Origin of the sequence: Actinophytocola glycyrrhizae, assembly GCF_042653545.1 — a bacterium.
GTDB lineage: Bacteria > Actinomycetota > Actinomycetes > Mycobacteriales > Pseudonocardiaceae > Actinophytocola > Actinophytocola glycyrrhizae.
Window position 1 is genome coordinate 37,059 of record NZ_JBHSIS010000011.1, and the last position, 14,874, is coordinate 51,932.

The 14,874-nt window shown below is 68.2% G+C and carries 17 protein-coding genes, 1 tRNA gene and 1 other RNA gene; 9 read left to right on the forward strand and 10 right to left on the reverse strand.

The features are described 5' to 3' along the window. Positions 1–22: 22 nt before the first annotated feature. The 3 genes from ACFPCV_RS25110 to ACFPCV_RS25120 all read right to left on the reverse strand — a co-directional run bounded on the left by ACFPCV_RS25110 (position 23) and on the right by ACFPCV_RS25120 (position 2,633). Positions 23–667 (reverse strand): response regulator transcription factor, encoded by a 645-nt coding sequence (locus ACFPCV_RS25110; RefSeq protein WP_378058787.1) that lies wholly within the window; start codon positions 665–667, stop codon positions 23–25. Beyond that, positions 655–1,737 carry a sensor histidine kinase gene (locus tag ACFPCV_RS25115; protein WP_378058879.1) on the reverse strand — a complete coding sequence of 361 codons (1,083 nt, stop codon included), beginning with the start codon at positions 1,735–1,737 and terminating at the stop codon, positions 655–657. Before ACFPCV_RS25115 ends, ACFPCV_RS25110 begins: the two co-directional genes overlap by 13 nt. Before the next feature lie 179 nt (positions 1,738–1,916). Then, complete coding sequence (locus ACFPCV_RS25120) at positions 1,917–2,633, reverse strand: sensor domain-containing protein (RefSeq protein WP_378058788.1); 717 nt, start codon at positions 2,631–2,633, stop codon at positions 1,917–1,919. A 166-nt stretch (positions 2,634–2,799) separates the two neighbouring features. Here ACFPCV_RS25120 and ssrA point away from each other — a divergent pair. The 3 genes from ssrA (at position 2,800) to ACFPCV_RS25135 (ending at position 4,826) form a co-directional block, all read left to right on the forward strand. Continuing rightward, positions 2,800–3,174, forward strand: a transfer-messenger RNA (tmRNA) gene (gene ssrA, locus ACFPCV_RS25125). Positions 3,175–3,444: 270 nt separating this feature from the next. After that, entirely contained in the window at positions 3,445–3,957 is a 513-nt protein-coding gene (locus tag ACFPCV_RS25130) for a MauE/DoxX family redox-associated membrane protein (RefSeq protein WP_378058789.1), read from the forward strand. A gap of 5 nt (positions 3,958–3,962) precedes the next feature. After that, positions 3,963–4,826 (forward strand): DsbA family protein, encoded by an 864-nt coding sequence (locus tag ACFPCV_RS25135; RefSeq protein WP_378058790.1) that lies wholly within the window; start codon positions 3,963–3,965, stop codon positions 4,824–4,826. An 820-nt stretch (positions 4,827–5,646) separates the two neighbouring features. On the opposite strand, the gene ACFPCV_RS25140 is transcribed toward ACFPCV_RS25135, so the two are convergent. Continuing rightward, positions 5,647–6,972: a phenylacetate--CoA ligase family protein gene (locus ACFPCV_RS25140; RefSeq protein ID WP_378058791.1), complete on the reverse strand. Its 1,326-nt coding sequence runs from the start codon at positions 6,970–6,972 to the stop codon at positions 5,647–5,649. Positions 6,973–7,063: 91 nt separating this feature from the next. On the opposite strand from ACFPCV_RS25140, the gene ACFPCV_RS25145 reads away from it, so the two are divergent. Continuing rightward, positions 7,064–7,136: transfer RNA gene (locus ACFPCV_RS25145), tRNA-Ala, on the forward strand. Between the two features lie 173 nt (positions 7,137–7,309). On the opposite strand, the gene ACFPCV_RS25150 is transcribed toward ACFPCV_RS25145, so the two are convergent. Both ACFPCV_RS25150 and ACFPCV_RS25155 read right to left on the reverse strand, forming a co-directional pair. After that, the gene (locus ACFPCV_RS25150) at positions 7,310–7,438 is read right to left on the reverse strand and encodes a hypothetical protein (RefSeq protein WP_378058792.1); all 129 of its coding nucleotides are present in this window, start codon (positions 7,436–7,438) and stop codon (positions 7,310–7,312) included. Between the two features lie 27 nt (positions 7,439–7,465). Further along, entirely contained in the window at positions 7,466–7,675 is a 210-nt protein-coding gene (locus ACFPCV_RS25155; RefSeq protein WP_378058793.1) for a hypothetical protein, read from the reverse strand. Between the two features lie 659 nt (positions 7,676–8,334). Between ACFPCV_RS25155 and ACFPCV_RS25160 the strand changes: the two genes are divergently transcribed. The 5 genes from ACFPCV_RS25160 (at position 8,335) to ACFPCV_RS25180 (ending at position 10,794) form a co-directional block, all read left to right on the forward strand. Further along, positions 8,335–8,703, forward strand: a complete 369-nt coding sequence (locus tag ACFPCV_RS25160; RefSeq protein WP_378058794.1) for a hypothetical protein — start codon at positions 8,335–8,337, stop codon at positions 8,701–8,703. A gap of 251 nt (positions 8,704–8,954) precedes the next feature. Further along, entirely contained in the window at positions 8,955–9,308 is a 354-nt protein-coding gene (locus ACFPCV_RS25165) for a hypothetical protein (protein WP_378058795.1), read from the forward strand. Position 9,309: 1 nt separating this feature from the next. Then, entirely contained in the window at positions 9,310–10,026 is a 717-nt protein-coding gene (locus tag ACFPCV_RS25170) for a WXG100 family type VII secretion target (protein ID WP_378058796.1), read from the forward strand. A 38-nt stretch (positions 10,027–10,064) separates the two neighbouring features. Then, positions 10,065–10,499, forward strand: a complete 435-nt coding sequence (locus ACFPCV_RS25175) for a hypothetical protein (protein WP_378058797.1) — start codon at positions 10,065–10,067, stop codon at positions 10,497–10,499. 1 nt (position 10,500) lies between these two features. Beyond that, positions 10,501–10,794 (forward strand): hypothetical protein, encoded by a 294-nt coding sequence (locus tag ACFPCV_RS25180; RefSeq protein ID WP_378058798.1) that lies wholly within the window; start codon positions 10,501–10,503, stop codon positions 10,792–10,794. A gap of 551 nt (positions 10,795–11,345) precedes the next feature. Here the strand turns inward: ACFPCV_RS25180 and ACFPCV_RS25185 are convergent. From ACFPCV_RS25185 to ACFPCV_RS25200, 4 genes are all read right to left on the reverse strand, one after another. Beyond that, the gene (locus ACFPCV_RS25185) at positions 11,346–12,656 is read right to left on the reverse strand and encodes a hypothetical protein (protein WP_378058799.1); all 1,311 of its coding nucleotides are present in this window, start codon (positions 12,654–12,656) and stop codon (positions 11,346–11,348) included. Continuing rightward, complete coding sequence (locus tag ACFPCV_RS25190) at positions 12,650–13,480, reverse strand: ESX secretion-associated protein EspG (protein WP_378058800.1); 831 nt, start codon at positions 13,478–13,480, stop codon at positions 12,650–12,652. The genes ACFPCV_RS25185 and ACFPCV_RS25190 overlap by 7 nt, the downstream gene beginning before the upstream one ends. Next, the gene (locus ACFPCV_RS25195) at positions 13,474–14,280 is read right to left on the reverse strand and encodes a hypothetical protein (RefSeq protein WP_378058801.1); all 807 of its coding nucleotides are present in this window, start codon (positions 14,278–14,280) and stop codon (positions 13,474–13,476) included. Before ACFPCV_RS25195 ends, ACFPCV_RS25190 begins: the two co-directional genes overlap by 7 nt. 68 nt (positions 14,281–14,348) lie before the next feature. Then, a complete protein-coding gene (locus ACFPCV_RS25200; RefSeq protein WP_378058802.1) occupies positions 14,349–14,681 on the reverse strand; it encodes a hypothetical protein in 333 nt (110 codons plus the stop codon). Between the last annotated feature and the right edge of the window lie 193 nt (positions 14,682–14,874).

The following is a 14,874-nucleotide window of genomic DNA, read 5'->3' on the forward strand; positions in this document are numbered from 1 at the left end:
CCCTTCCGCATGTGCAGCAGAGCTAGGCCCGCTCCAGGAACGTCAACACCGCCCGGACCCGACGGTGGTCCTCCGCGCTCGGTTCCAGGCCCAGCTTCGAGAAGATGTTGCCGACGTGCTTCTCCACGGCACCGTCCGAAACGGTCAGCGACTTCGCGATGGCCACGTTGGTCAGTCCCTGCGCCATCAGCCCCAGCACCTCGCGTTCCCTGGGGGTGAGCACGTCGATCGGGTTTCGTCGGCCTCGTGCCATGAGCTGCGCGATCACCTCCTGGTCGATGCACGTGCCGCCACTCGCGACTCGTTGCACCGCGTCGACGAACTCGGCGACGTCGGCCACCCGCTCCTTCAGCAGGTAGCCGACACCGCCCGCGCCGCCGGACAGGAGCTCCACCGCGTAGCGCTCCTCCACGTACTGCGACAACACCAGCACCGGAAGGCCCGGCAGCTGTTCACGTGCCTTCAACGCCGCCCGCAGGCCCTCGTCGGTGAACGTGGGCGGCATCCGGACGTCCACGATCGCCAGGTCAGGGCGGTGTTCGCTCACCGCGACCAACAGGCCCTCGCCGTCCTCCGTCGCGGCGACCACCTCGATGTCCTCGTCCGCCAGCAGCCGTTGGATCCCTGCCCGCAACAGCACGGAATCCTCCGCGATCACCACACGCATGGCAGGTCAGCCCTGATCACTGTCGGCCCGCCGATGGGGCTCACCACGGTCATCACACCGTCAATCGTGGCAGCCCGGTCCGCGAGGCCCGACAGGCCACCGCCCGGTCGCAGCGACGCACCGCCGTTGCCGTTGTCGGTGATGTCCACGATCACCAGGTCACCCGTCGGCCGCTCCTCGCGCCACGCGTTGACCCTGGCCTCCGTCGCACCCGAGTGTTTCGCGATGTTGGTGAGGCACTCGCCGACGATGAAGTACGCCGTCGACTCCACCGCCGCAGGTGGCCGGGGCTCGATCCGCACGTTCACCTCGACCGGGATCGGGCACTTCGCCGCCAGCGACGACAGCGCCGCGTCCAGGCCCCGGTCGCCCAGCACCGCCGGATAGATGCCGCGGGCCAGGTCACGCAGCTCCGACACCGCGAGCTTCGCGTCCGCGTGCGCCTCGTCGATCAGCGCCTTCGCCGCGTCCGGGTCGGCGTCCATCTTCGTCTTCGCCCTGCCAAGACCCATGGCCACCGCGACCAGCCGCTGCTGCGCGCCGTCGTGCAGGTCACGCTCGATGCGCCGCCGCTCAGCCTCCGCCGCGTCCACACCGCGGGCACGGGACGCCTGCAGACGCTCCGCCTTCTCCGTCAGCTCCTCGGTCTCGGTCGGGCCGAGCAGCCACTTCGCCAGCAGGATGTGCAGCGCGGCCACCACCGGCAGCACGAACAGACCCACCGGCAGGACCACGATGCCCACCAGCGCCAGCGGCAGCTCGAAACACGCCAGCGGGAACGAGATCAGCAGGTACGCGAGGTTCCGCCACATCTGCGGGTGCGTGAACCTGCGCAGGTAGCGCTGCCAGAACGAGCCCGTCCCGTCGTAGGTGATCCTCGGCGTCGGGATGTCCACGCCCAGCGTGCCGCGGATCAGCGACCGGTTCGCCGCCGCGAAACCGAACACCACCTTCGCCGCCAGCAGCAGCACCGCCAGACCGAGCCAGACCACCAGCGTGCCGACACCGACCGAGAACAACGTGACGATCAGGACGAACGCCAGCAGGTTGACCGGGAACCCGGCGATCATGAAGCCCGCGGCGCGGAAACCGCGGCTGACCAGCGTCGGCACCTCGGTCTCCTGGTCCCGCGCAGGAGCCGACGGCGAAACCACGGGCTGGTTCTGGGTCGGCGATGCCACGGTGCCGGCATCCACCCCGTCCTCGGCCGGGACCAGGTACAGCGGCTGCTGCTCCGGAGCCGGGCTGCTCATCGCGTCACCGGCCGGTAGTTCACCGAGCTCGACGGCCACTCGTTCGACCAGTCGATCGCGCCCGCCGTCGACAGGCCCTCCAGCTTCGCGATGTGCCGCTCGCTCGGGCCCAGCATCGCCCTCGCGTACACGGCGTGCAGGGTGGCGAGGCCCCTCGTCACGATGATCGCCAGCGCCAGCACCAGCACACCGAGCCCCGCGAACGGCAACGTGCCCAGCCACGAGTCGATGTGCACGACCTGGTGGTCCCACAGCACCAGCTGCCAGTCGCTCGGGATCCAGGCCCAGTACAGCGGCAGCAGCGTCAGGTACAGCGACACCGACCACAGCACCACCGTCACCGTGAACTCCGCGATGCCGATCGGCAACATCAGGATCAGGTAGGCCATGTCCTTCCAGGTCGCCGGGTCCTTCGCGCGCGAAAGCCAGCGGGACTTCTCCCCGGCCGGACGGTACGGCGAGGCCACGTACGTGCCCAGCATCGTGCGCACCCGCAGCCGCTCCAGCATGGCCATGCCCCGCATGCCCAGCACCGCGAGCGCCAGCACCGCGAGCCCCACCCAGATGATCACCGTGCTCACACCGACCGACACCGTCGTCACGACGAACACGAACGACGCGATGCCGATCGGCAGGTTCATCACCAGGTAGGCGAGCGCGCCCAGCAGCGGAGGGTTCGGCCGGGTGCCGTCGCGCTCGGTGGTGGTGGTCATCTCAGGTCTCCTTCGTCGGTGTCGCCAGACCAGCATCCCGCGACGGGAGGGGCCGGGACCATGAGGAGGACCGCACAGTTCAGGGTGGGGTTTTCCCTACCCCCGGGAAACCGGGATGATCCGGGGCCGCTCGCGCGTTATCCTGTACGTGACACAGTCACCACGAGGGGGTGAACGGTTTCGACTCTGGACGTTGATTCAAGGGAAGCGTGCAGGTGCAGGCAGATGACCACCTCAAGCGTCGCTGCAAACCAATAAGCGCCAAGGTTAATAACCAGCGCGACGTCGCACTCGCCGCCTGAGCGAGTAGTGATGTCTGTCGGCCCGGGGTCGCCTCCGACCCGGTTTGCCGGCATCAGCTAGGAGGCTCACCGTCGCGGGTTGGCCGCGGACCTGCGACGGGACACTCACAGCGGCTGGGCTCGTCACACCGGCTTGTTCACGTGACCGGTGGGGCCAAGTAGAGACACAGTGAACTGCGCACGGAGAAGTCTTGTTGAGACGGCAGAGGACCCGGGTTCGATTCCCGGCACCTCCACTCGGCCGGCGAGTGCTCGCGGAGAGCGCTCGCCGGCTCGTTTTCGGATCACGTTGGGGGGCCGAGCCCCCCAAACCCCCCACGGTGCGGTTGGTTGCCGACCCAGCGTGGGTCTTTGCTGGGGGACTCGCTTCGCTTCGTTCCCTGTCTGCCGCTTCGCGGCTCCTGCCGCTTTGGCCGCTTTGCCGCTTCGCGGTTCCGCTGCTGGGGTGGGGTCTGCCTGTGGTGGTGGGTTCTCAGGTTGCGCTAAGGCGCGTTCGGTAGCTTCTTGGGGTGGTTCGTCCGTCCGTGCGGGCGCTCGACGTGATCGGCCTGCTCGTCAGGCTCGGCCTGGCCGCGGTGTGGCTGGTGTCCGGGGCGATCAAGGTCAGCGACCTCAACCAGACCTACATCGCCGTGCAGGCGTACGACCTGCTGCCCGCCGGCGTGGTCAGCGTCGTCGCGGCCGGGTTGCCGTTCCTCGAGCTGGTGCTCGGGGTGCTGCTGCTCGCCGGGCTCGGGACACGGGTGGTGGCGATCGCGTCCGGGGTCGTGCTGCTCGCGTTCATCGGCGGGGTCGCGCAGTCGTGGGCGCGGGGCCTCACCATCGACTGCGGGTGCTTCGGTGGAGGCGGACAGGTCGCGGCCGGAGAAACGCAGTACCCACAGGAACTCGCACGGGACATCGGGTTCCTGCTGCTCGCCGTGTGGCTGACCGTGCGGCCGCGCAGCCTCGGGTCACTCGACGGTTGGCTCACGGACCGCGGGCCAGAGGTGGAGACCGTGGACACGCAGGGAAGGACTTGATCGCGGTGGGTGGAGCTGAGCGCAACGCTCGCAAGAAGCGGCAGCAGGCGCAGGGCACAGGCCAGAACACGCCACGCCGGAACACACCAGGCCAGAACACGGCGGTCGCCGCGGCCCGCAAGAGCGCCGACCGCAAGCGGATCGTGGTCGGCGTGGGCGTGGTCGTCGTGCTGGCCATCGCCGTCGTCGGCGGCTTGCTGATCTACAACAACCAGAAGAACGCCACCGAGGGCAAGGACATCCAGGTCGCCAACCCGGAGACCACCCAGCAGTCCACCGCCTCCGCCGACTACCCGGTGCGGCGCGACGGCGGGATCGTCGTCGTCGGCAGCGACGAGGCCAAGGTCACCCTCGACGTCTACGAGGACTTCCTCTGCCCGGCCTGCCGCCAGTTCGAGGAGACCTTCGGGCCGGACATCGAGGAGCACGTCGCCGACGGCACCGTGCAGGTCCGCTACCACATGCTGCCCATGCTCAACGACCGTTCCGACCCGCCCGGCTACTCCATGGACTCCGCCAACGCCGGTCTGTGCGCCGCCGACGCAGGCCGGTTCCCGGCGTTCCACAAGACGCTGTTCTCCGACCAGCAGCCGGAGGAAGGCAGCCGCGGGTGGGACCGCCAGCAGCTCGCCAAGCTCGGCATCGACCTCGGCATCACCGACGACGACTTCACGACCTGCGTCACCAGCGGCAAGTACGAGGACCTCGTGCAGAAGAACTTCGACGAGGTCAAGGCGGCGCCCTACCTGCAGCAGGAGTTCCCTGACGGGGCCAAGGGCTTCGGCACGCCCACCATCGCGTCGGGGGAGAAGGTCGTCGACACCGCCAAGGCCGACTGGCTCGACCAGCTGGTCAAGTCAGCCGACTAGATGATTGATTCCGTGGTCGTCGTGTGCTGGTCGCGTCGTTTCGGCCCGGGTGTGCTGGCTGCGGTTGGTGTTGTGGGTTTGTCCTCGCCGGACGGGCAGGTCTCGGGGGTGGCGGAGGGGCGGGTCGGCGGCGGTTGGGTTCGGGTCTGCCTGCCATCCCGTCGACCTCCCAGGGGCTATCACACCGCGCCAAGGGGGGCCGATTCGTGCTTGATGTGATTCGGGCTTTTGGCCCCCCTTGACACGGCGTGATCGGGCTACGCCAGGTCGACGGGATGGCAGGGAGCCCTTATGGGGTGGGCTTACGCCACCGTCGGAGTTGCGCGGGCAGGGCCCCGCTTCGCGGGCCCGGGGCGCGTAGCACCCGGGGGTTTGGTGCTGGTTGACGGCGTGGCAATGCCCTGAAAGGCGCGTTCAGGGCGCTGGGCGCCCTGAACGGCCCATTCACGGCACTCGTTGTGCCGTGAACGCGCCCCTTTCACGGCATCGGCCCAGCCCCGTCGGGCGCCCGCGTGGTGGGGGTTGTGCCTGATGACGGGTCCGTACGCCAAAGCCACGTCACATGATCTTCACGGAATCAATCGTCCAGACGAGTGCTCCACCGTCAGGGTTGCGTGGGCAAGGCCCCCGCTTCGCGGTCGGGCGCGGAGCGTCCGGGCTCTGGTGCTGTGAAAGACGCGTTGACGGCAGGACGGTTGCCTCTTTCAGCCTCGCCACCGTCCCGAAACCAAGCCCGCGCACCCATAAGATGAGCGGCTGATTCACGACTTTCACGGCACCGGGCCACCCCGCGGATGTCCCGCCGAGCGATGCGCCGGACTCAACCATCCAGCCCCGCCACCGGCGCCGGGCCCTCCGACCAGCGCACGAACCGCTTCGCCTTGCCGACCTCGGTACGCGGCACACTGCCCGCGGCGACGACCCGCACCACACACGTGATGCCCAGCCGCTCCCGCAGCGCCGTGTCCAGGTCGGCGGCGAGCGAGGCGTCCCCGCCGGTCTGCTCCACCGCCACCCACAGCTCCGGCCGCGCCGCCGACCGCCGGTCCTCCACCACCAGGTAGTGCGGGCTGACGCGGCCGTCCGCGAGCAGCACCGCCTCGATCTCCGTGGGGAACACGTTCACGCCACGCACCACCAGCATGTCGTCGGTGCGGCCCAGCAGCTTCGACATGCGCCGCAACGTCCTGGGCGCGCCCGGCACCGGACCTGCCAGCGTGGCCACGTCACCCGAGCGGTAACGCAGCAACGGCATGCCGGTCTTCGTCAGCGTCGTGAACACCAGCTCACCCGGCGTGCCGTCCGGCACCGGCCTGTCGTCCGCGTCGACCGCCTCCACGAAAAAGTGGTCCTCCGCGACGTTCAACATGCCGTCCGAGTCCAGCGACTCCGCGGCCACACCAGGGCCGATGATCTCCGACAGGCCGTAGATGTCCAGCGCCCGAAGCCCGAGCAGCCGCTCGATCTGCGCCCGCATCCCGTTCGTCCACGGCTCCGCGCCGAAAAGGCCCGCCCGCAGACTCGCCGGTTCGATCCCCGCCGCCGCCAGCGCCTCCCCGAGGAAGATCGCGTACGACGGCGTGCACGTCAGGATGTCCGGCCGCAGGTCCACGATCATCCGCACCTGCCGGTCCGTCATCCCACCCGAAAGCGGGAGGACGGTCGCACCCAGCCGCATCCCGCCGTGATGTACGCCGAGCCCGCCGGTGAACAGACCGTAGCCGTACGCGTTGTGGACCAGACTGCGCCGCGTCGCACCCGCACCACCCAGCGCACGGGCCATGACCTGCGCCCAGATGTCCACGTCAGCGGCCGTGTACGGCACCAGCGTCGGCCTGCCGCCGGTGCCCGACGACCCGTGCACACAGACGACGTCCTCGGCGGACACCGCGCGCAGCCCGTCCGGATAGTGATCCCAGAGGTCACGCTTCATGACCGTCGGTAGTCGATCGAGGTCGTCGAGCGACACGTCCGTGCCCGCCCGCACCCCCGCGTCGGTCAGCCTCGCCGCCTGCAGCCCGCCCGCCGCGAGCAGCCGGTCCACCAGCCCCCGCAACCGCCGTTCCTGCAGCTCCCGGCGACGCGCGGGATCGATCCCCTCCGCGTCCGGCTCGACGAGGGGCACCATGAGGGCATCAGCGACCACGGTGTGGGTGTAGCACGTGACCAGCCCGTCGCGGAAGGACCGACCCCGCTGCAACACCCCACGAACGCCGGGGTATCTTGTACGTGCACAAGGGGCTGTAGCGCAGCTGGTAGCGCACCACACTGGCAGTGTGGGGGTCAGGGGTTCGAACCCCCTCAGCTCCACAACACAAAGCAGCAGGTGAGGGTGCATGCCCTCACCTGCTGCTTTTGTCTTGTCCGCCCCTAAACCGCTGTCGTGCCAGATCAGGCGGCAGGTTCTCCCCGTGCTTCCTGGATCATGAGGTCCAGCGCTACCGCGATCGCGTGATCGCGCTCCCTGGTCGCGTGCTGGTAGATCATGGCGGCGCGAGTGCTGCTGTGCCCGATACGCGCACCTTCGCGCCGGGCCGCAGCGGGAACACGTGCCACCCGTGGGCGGCGGCGTCGAGCGCGGCGCCGAGCAGAGCGCTGGTGTCGTTGGTCATGGCGGTTGCTCCTCGGGTCCTGTGTGGTCAGTGGCGGCGGGCGGCGCGGATGTGGTTGAGCAGGCGGCGTCCGGCACGGAGCCGGGTGCCGGTGCTCTGACAGCGGCGGCAGCGCAGGAAGTGGCGTTCGCTGCTGTGGCGGCAGCGGGTGAACGGGAAGACCCAGCACCAGGCGAGGTAGCCGACAGCGACGAGCACCACGAGCAGGACAGCGGCCGGGATGAGTCCGACCAGCACATCCGCGAAGTGACTGTGGGTAGCGGCATCGGGAGTCGTGGTAGCGGCATGGAAAGGCATGGATGCCCCCTGAGAGGTGGTTTTCGGGCAGGAGGTACCAGGGCCGCTACTCGCTACCTGCGGAAATAGGGCCTGGTGAGGTGTGTTGTGGGTGGTAGCGGGGTGGGGTAGCGGTGCCGCTACCGTGTTGCCGTCCGGGTCGGTGAGTTGCAGGATGCGGGCCGCTGCCGGGTTGTGGGCCGTCGTGCTGAATGACGACCTCGGTCGTATGCGAGGCGGCGGCGTCGAGGTCTGTCACCTCGAGCACGACCGACGAGTGTCCTGCGCGACCGGGTTCGGCCCACACCTGCACACCGAAGGCCTCGCCGAGGTGCCACTCGAGCGCACCGCGACAGTCACCTTCCAGTACGGCGGAACCTTGCCGTACTGGGCGCCCGAACGATGGCGGGGACAGCCGGCGACCCCACAAAAGCGATCTGTACGCCCTCGGATGCCTAGCTCACGAGCTGGCACCGGGAACTGGCCGTTTCGTGGCCGCGACACTGCCGAGCAGCAGTATCAGCACCTGCACATGCCACCACCTGCCACCCCGGTCGGTCCGACCCTTGCTCGCTGGATCCTGCGTCTCCTGGACAAGGACCCCGCGCGCCGGCCGCAGGATGCAGAAGCAGCCCTCGCCGCCCTTCCCGCAACGGCGGCGCCGCCGGGGCCACTGGCCGTCGCCGCGCTCCAGCTGGCGCAGCGGCGGCAGCAGCAAGCTGCGGGGCAAGGCCAAGCGCTCTTGCTACTCACCGAGGAACAACACCACCACCCTGGTTTACGACCAACGCACGGCTCTGGTGGAGGCCCGGGTCCCGCACAAGACCGGCGTCACTCGCACCACCAAGTTCGTTTACGACGAGGTCGGTTACCGCACCAAGACCATCACCCCGCGCGGTGTGGAGACCACCGATGACCCGGACGACTTCGTCGCCGAGACTGCGTCTGCTGTGGTGATGGGTGCGGTGACGGCGAAGCGGCTGCCGTAGCGGGGGTCCACCGCACCGGTTCGGTCACCTCGGGGCCGGAGGGCGCGGCAGCATCCGCCTGCCCGTCGTGTCTCGCCCTCGTCGCTGGCTGGTCGAGGCAGATCGCGGTGGCTGGTCGGCCGTGGGGACTCACCGTCGGGTGCTGGTCGTGCAGAGCGTTGTTTGTGGTTTCGCTGACGCGGGGTGATCGGACGGTTACGATTGCTGCTTGGTGGCGATCGGGCCGTCGTTGACCAAGGGGGAGGGGAGCGGTGGCGGAGGAGCAGTTCATGGTGCGTCCGGATGCGCTGCGGGGGTATGCGGGGCTGTTGGAGCGTAATCATGGGTATGTCGGGGAGATGCGGGTGTATCTCGACGGAGCGGGCAGCCAGACCGAGGGTCTGATGGGGCTGATGGTCCAGTTCCAGAACCTGGTCGAGGAGATGGCGGTGGCCGAGCGGGACACGCTGCTCACAATGCTGACCAAGCTCAGTGGGACGATCCGGGGGCTGCGGGAGACCGCAGACGAGTACGCCGGCGTTGATGCCGCCAGTGCGGCGGAGATGGACAAGATTGCGCCCAAGGGCCCAGAGGGCGGCACGAGGTCGGGTCAGGGGCCGAACTGAGATGACACAGACTGCGCCTGTCGGCTTCGCCGACACCATGCATCCGCTTGGTCGGCTCAATCCGCCGGGCAATTACGACGAGTTGGTCACCGATTCGGTGACTGACGTGCTGCCGGGTGTCGTGGGTTGGATCAACGACGCCGTCGCGTGGATCACCCGTCAGTTCGGCCACGAGGTCAACGTCGTGCACTGGCTGACCGAGACCGTCGGTGGCGACTGGGGTGACCTGCTCTCGCTCGCTGACGCGTGGAACAGCCTGGCCTGGGCCAGTTCCGACATCGCGGGCAACCTGCTCAACGGTGTGGTTGAGCTCGATCCGCACTGGGATGGTAACGCTGCGCAGGCGTTCCAGGCGCACATGACCAGGTGGCACTACGCGTTCGTGCAGAACAGGGCCATGTGTGAGACGGTGCGGGACACACTCCGTGATCTCGCGACTGTCGCGAAGGAGTTCCTGCAGGCTGCGATCGATCTGATCCAGATGTTGCTCAGCATCCTGGGCAGCGGCGGGCCAATCGTGGCGGTCATGCGTGCCGCAGAGATCGCTGACGGCGTGATCAAGGCCTACCGCGTGTATGACGCGGTGAAGAAGACGATCCAGGCAGCCGTGTCGATCTTCGAGATGCTCGCCGCTGACCGGCCCGACAACGCGTCGAACACCAAGGTCGAGGTGCCGTCGACGAGCTACAGCGGCCCGGACGCCCCGGGGACGATGTGATGACCACACCCGAGGAACGCGCCGAACGGCTACGCGCGTTGACCGCCGAGTTGCGGGCTTCGGTCGCCGAGGTGCGGCGGACGAGTCAGGAGGCCCGTACGGCGATCCGCGGCGTTGCCCGAGCCGACGTGACCGGAACCGTCGAGTACCGGAGACTCGAGCGGGAAGTGGCCGAGTCGTTCCGCTCAGGAAGGTCCGGCCCGGTGGCGCGGGCGCTGCAGGAGCGGGTGGACCGCGGTGAGCTGACCTGGCGGCAGATCCGCGTGGGCACCGCCGATCCGGCGGCGACTCGGCTGTACCAGGAGAACCAGAGTGCGTTCTTGGACGAGATGGCCCGGGTGAAGCGGGATGTCGACGAAGCTGACGTGGCTGCTGAACGTGCGGCTGCCGAACGTCGTCGTGAGCGTGATGGTGGCGAGCAGCCGATGACGATTCTCAAGAAGCGGACTGGTCGACGGAAGGACAGGCCCTGACGTGTCCTGGCGGAAGGCGGGGAAGGCTGCGGGTGGTGCGCTGCTCGACGGCGTGCGTGAGTGGATCGCGATCATCGGTGGCCTCGGTGCCGGCCTCGGTGCTGGCCTGCTGATCTGGCAGGGTGGTGTCGGCAGCGTTGCCGGGATCGTGTGCTTGGTACTCGCCGTGGGAGCGCTCGTGGCCGCGTTCTTCGGGATGCGCGACCGCGACCTCGGCGGCTGGGCCGGCGCGATCATCGCGCTGATCCTCGGCATCGCCACCTTCGTCGCGTTCGGACTGGCGACCGGCACGTAGCAGGGTCGGGCGGCGAGTAACACTTCTGGGTGGTTCACACCGGCTGCGGGTGGAGAAATTCGGGAGAGTTCATGATGGTCGAACTGCGCCGAACTGCACTCAACAGTAGTCATCGCAACATATCTGACGTGGTAATGCGGTAGAGTCCCAGGTCAGAGACACCGTCCAAATTGTACTGGCAGTGTGGGTCAGGGGTTCGGACCCCACAGTTCCACATCGTGCAAAGTCCGCTGACAGGCGATTCGTCGCAGGTCGGCGGACTTTGTTGATCTTGCCCGACTGTGTCGAGTGGACAGTTCGCGTGCTGTGGATCGTCGACGTGGAGCAAAACTGGAGCACGTCGTTCCAGTCGCGAAAATGGGTCACGAACTGCTCCAGATCGGCAGTACCGAACGATGAACCGTGCGGGCGGTAGTGCAGTCATTCGTTCACGGGACGACCAGATCTGCCGCGTGCGGGGACGGCGGTTGTCTCTTACGCAAAGTTGTCGCGACCGTTGAGGAACTGGGGGCGCTGTTCCAACTTTGACGACTCCGGCCTCCGACCTTGGATCATCGGGCGGGTGGCACGAGCTTCCGGTAGACGGCGTCGTGGTCGCCGAGGCGCCAGCCAGGGGGCAGCGTCGGATCGGGGGTGGACACCAGGGCCTGTTCGGTCGTCACGCGGTTGTGGAACCGGGCGACCAGTTCCAGGCCGCCGTCGAAGCGGAGGGCGTCGAGACGGGTGGCGCCGCAGACCACGACGTTGTCGAAGGAGACCAAGCCGCTGAACGTGCAGTGGAACAGGTCGATGCTCCGCTCGTGTGGTTCCGGCGGTGTCGCGAAGGTGACTTCGGTGAGCGTCAGGCGGGTGAAGCCGGCCTGTGCTGAGAACGACCGGCGCACGGTGAGCTTCGTCAGCTCGACGCTGTCCTGGAAGTCCACGGAGTCGATCTCGACCATGCCCAGGTCGCACCGACAGCGGAGCCTGCCACCGATCGCGGTGCGGTTGCCGCTGAGCTGGAGGCTGCCGACGTCGCCGCGCTCCTGGTCGTCCCGCTCGATCACCACGTCGTCGTCCGCGACGCAGTTGACCATCACCAGTTCGTCGACCACGACGCCCCGCAGGCGAGTCGGACCGGTGAGGTGCGCGCCGTCAAGGCGGAGTGTGCCGATCCTGCCGCTGTCGAGGTGGAAGCGGTGCAGCACAGCGTCGGCGAGGTCGACGTCGACGACGATGCCCGCCTCCGCGGCCCGCCGCACCACGGTGCTGAGCACTCGCTGGGCACGCGCGCGGACCCCCCGTTCTCGGTCGGTCGGACTCGACGGATCCACGGCTGGCGGGCTGCGCAGGTAGCCGCAGACCTGGTCGAGGACATCGGGGATGAGGTGCGGCTGGTTCCTTGCCAGTCCCTCGAGCACGATGAGTGCACCGACCCGAACCCGGTCGGACTCGTTGCCGAGGAGCTCGATCGCCGTGGTGAACCGTTCGTTCGCGATCCGCACGCGTTCCAGCCCGAGCTGCTCCAGCTCCTTGGCGAGCCTGCTTCGCTCGACCGCGCCCCGTTCCTTCTCCGTCTCGAGCCGTTCCTGCTCGGTTCGCCTGCGCTGGTCGTTCAACCAGAGTGCGTAGAGCGCGAGTACGGCCGCGGAGATGAGGCTGCCAGACTTGATGGCCTCGGAGGAGTTCGCCGGCGCGGTGGGACCGGTCAGCCAGCCGATGGACAGCAGCAGCAAGCCGGACGCCCCGAGGATCGTCGTCACGAGGACGGGCGTCGGCGTGTTGCGCCGGTGGGCCCGGACGGCACCCGCCGCGAGCGCGATACCGCTCACGATCACCAACGAACCGCCGAGCACGGTGAAGACGTTGGGCACGGTCAGCATCGGCCGTCCACCTGTTCTGCGAGGCGCTGCTCGAGCATGGCCGCGACCTGGTGGTCGTTCACCCGGTCGATCGTGAGGTATTCGCCCCGCTGCGCGAGGACGTGCCTGCCTGCGGTCGAGTCGTGCACCATCACGGCCGACGGGTGGCGGGCACGGCGGCCGTCGCGGTTGAGCGCGGCCAGCCCGAATTTGGCTCGCATGGTGTGACCGCGCCGCAGCAGGTCCTGGACGTCCCCGGCGGCGCTGCCGATGTGTGCCTTCAGGGTGTCGATGAACCGATCGGTCCGGTACCCGTCGATGGCGCGTTCGAGCTGGTCCAGCGGAACGCTGAGCGCCCGGATGCGACCCGGCCCCGGGCTGTCCGGGAGCAGGTCCACCGCCGCTAGAGCTGGGGCGCTGGTCCGCACTGACTCGACGACGACGGCGGAGCGGCGGATGTCGTCGTACTCGTGGATGCTCACCCGCACGACGTCACCACTGCGGGGCACGGCCGCGAGCGCGCGCACCGACTCACCCCGAATATCCATCCGCAGGTCGACCTCACGACTCGGTCGCGCCAGTACCCGCAGCATGGCGCGCGCGTCCCTGCTGAGTCGGACGCCGGAGCCTTCGCGCACCGCGTACCCGCTCGCGACGAGCGCCGCATGAACGCCAAGGGCCTCGTGGTTTCGGTCCGCCGCCGAGCGGACGCCGTCAGTGCGTGGCAGGTCGAGAACTACCGGCATAGGAATCGTGCTGCTGTACATCCGCCACATTTCCTGCCACGCCACGAGCGCGATCGGCGGCCACAACGTGGTGCTCTGCAGTTTGGAAGCCGTCACCACGATTCGTCCTCGTCTTTCTGGTACTCGGCGTCCTCGCCGATCACGGGTGGACATGCCTCGCCGTCGGCGCTGAATAATCCGTCGCCGAATCCAAACGTGTTGCGGTGCTCGACCTCGTTTTTCGGGTATAGGGAGCCGGCGGGGAACGCCCCACCGGGCACGCCGGAGCCGGTGGCCCCGCCGGTGTTGACCGGTGGGGACTGCGTGTCGTGCGACCGGATCGGTTTGGTCGGGCTGTCCGTCAGCGGCACGGTCGGACCGTTCATGAGCAGGAAGTCGGTGGTGCTCATGGTCGTCGTCGCTTCCGTCGTGTCCATCGGCGGCGCTGTGGGCGCGGGCCCCGCCATGGGCCCGCTCGTGCCAGGCCAGTTCGCCAGCTCCTCGTTGGTGGTCCGCTCGTACTGAGCCATGAGCTCCCTGGCCCGCAACGTGGCTTCGCGCCGCTTCCGCTCGCCGCCCTCGTCGTCGCGGGCGAGCATCCAACCGAGCACCGGCTCCCGAGTGGACTGGAAGTCCATGTACTGGTCCTCGACCTTGTTCCGCACGTCGGTGAACTTCGCGACGACCGTCTCCAGTGACGACTGCACTCCGCGGATGTCGTCCAGCGCGGACGCGAGGTCCCTTCGCGTCCGCGCGCCGTATACCGCCGCCGCGACGTGCGCGTCGCCAACGCCGCTGTCGGCGGCTTCGGTCCAGTGCTGGTCGTGTTCCTCGAGGCGCTGCTCCGCCGCGAACACCCACTCGCCGCACTCGTCGACTAGCCGGTACATGTCCTCTTCAGACTCGCCAGGGTGCAGCATGTCGCGAATCTGCTGGAGGCTCACGTGGTCCCATGAGATGGCCGGCATCGCCCGCCCGCCACCGGCGTTCACGGCCTACCGCCACGCTGGATGCGGCCGAAGGTGCCGACGACGTCCTGGTCGGTGCTCTGGAGTCCGCGGCGGGACGCGTCCAGCTGCGCGGCGCTGTTCTCCAGGCGCTCGGTGACCGCGGTGAGCCGCGACACGAAACCGCCGTCGCCACGCAGCACCGAGACCAGCTCGTTGACGAAGTGGACGCTCACCGGATCCTGACCGGGATGCTTGGGCGCCGCCGTGATCCGCATGTCGCGGGCGATCGCGCTCACCCCGTCGGACGCCTGCTTGTCGGCCATGATCAGGCCGGGAATGACGGCCGTGACTATCCCAGCCTGACGGTGCATGTTCTGCGGTGCAGGCGGCTGAATATTCTCCATTCCCAGCCCCTTTCGGCTATGAATCCACCAGATAGCGGAGATCATAACCAGAGGACACCGAAAGGGTGCTTACCGCACTCGGAATGTCGCGGCCGAGTTCATTATCGAATATTCAGAGAAAGCGGGTGAATATTCGATGATGAATATTCACCCGATTTCA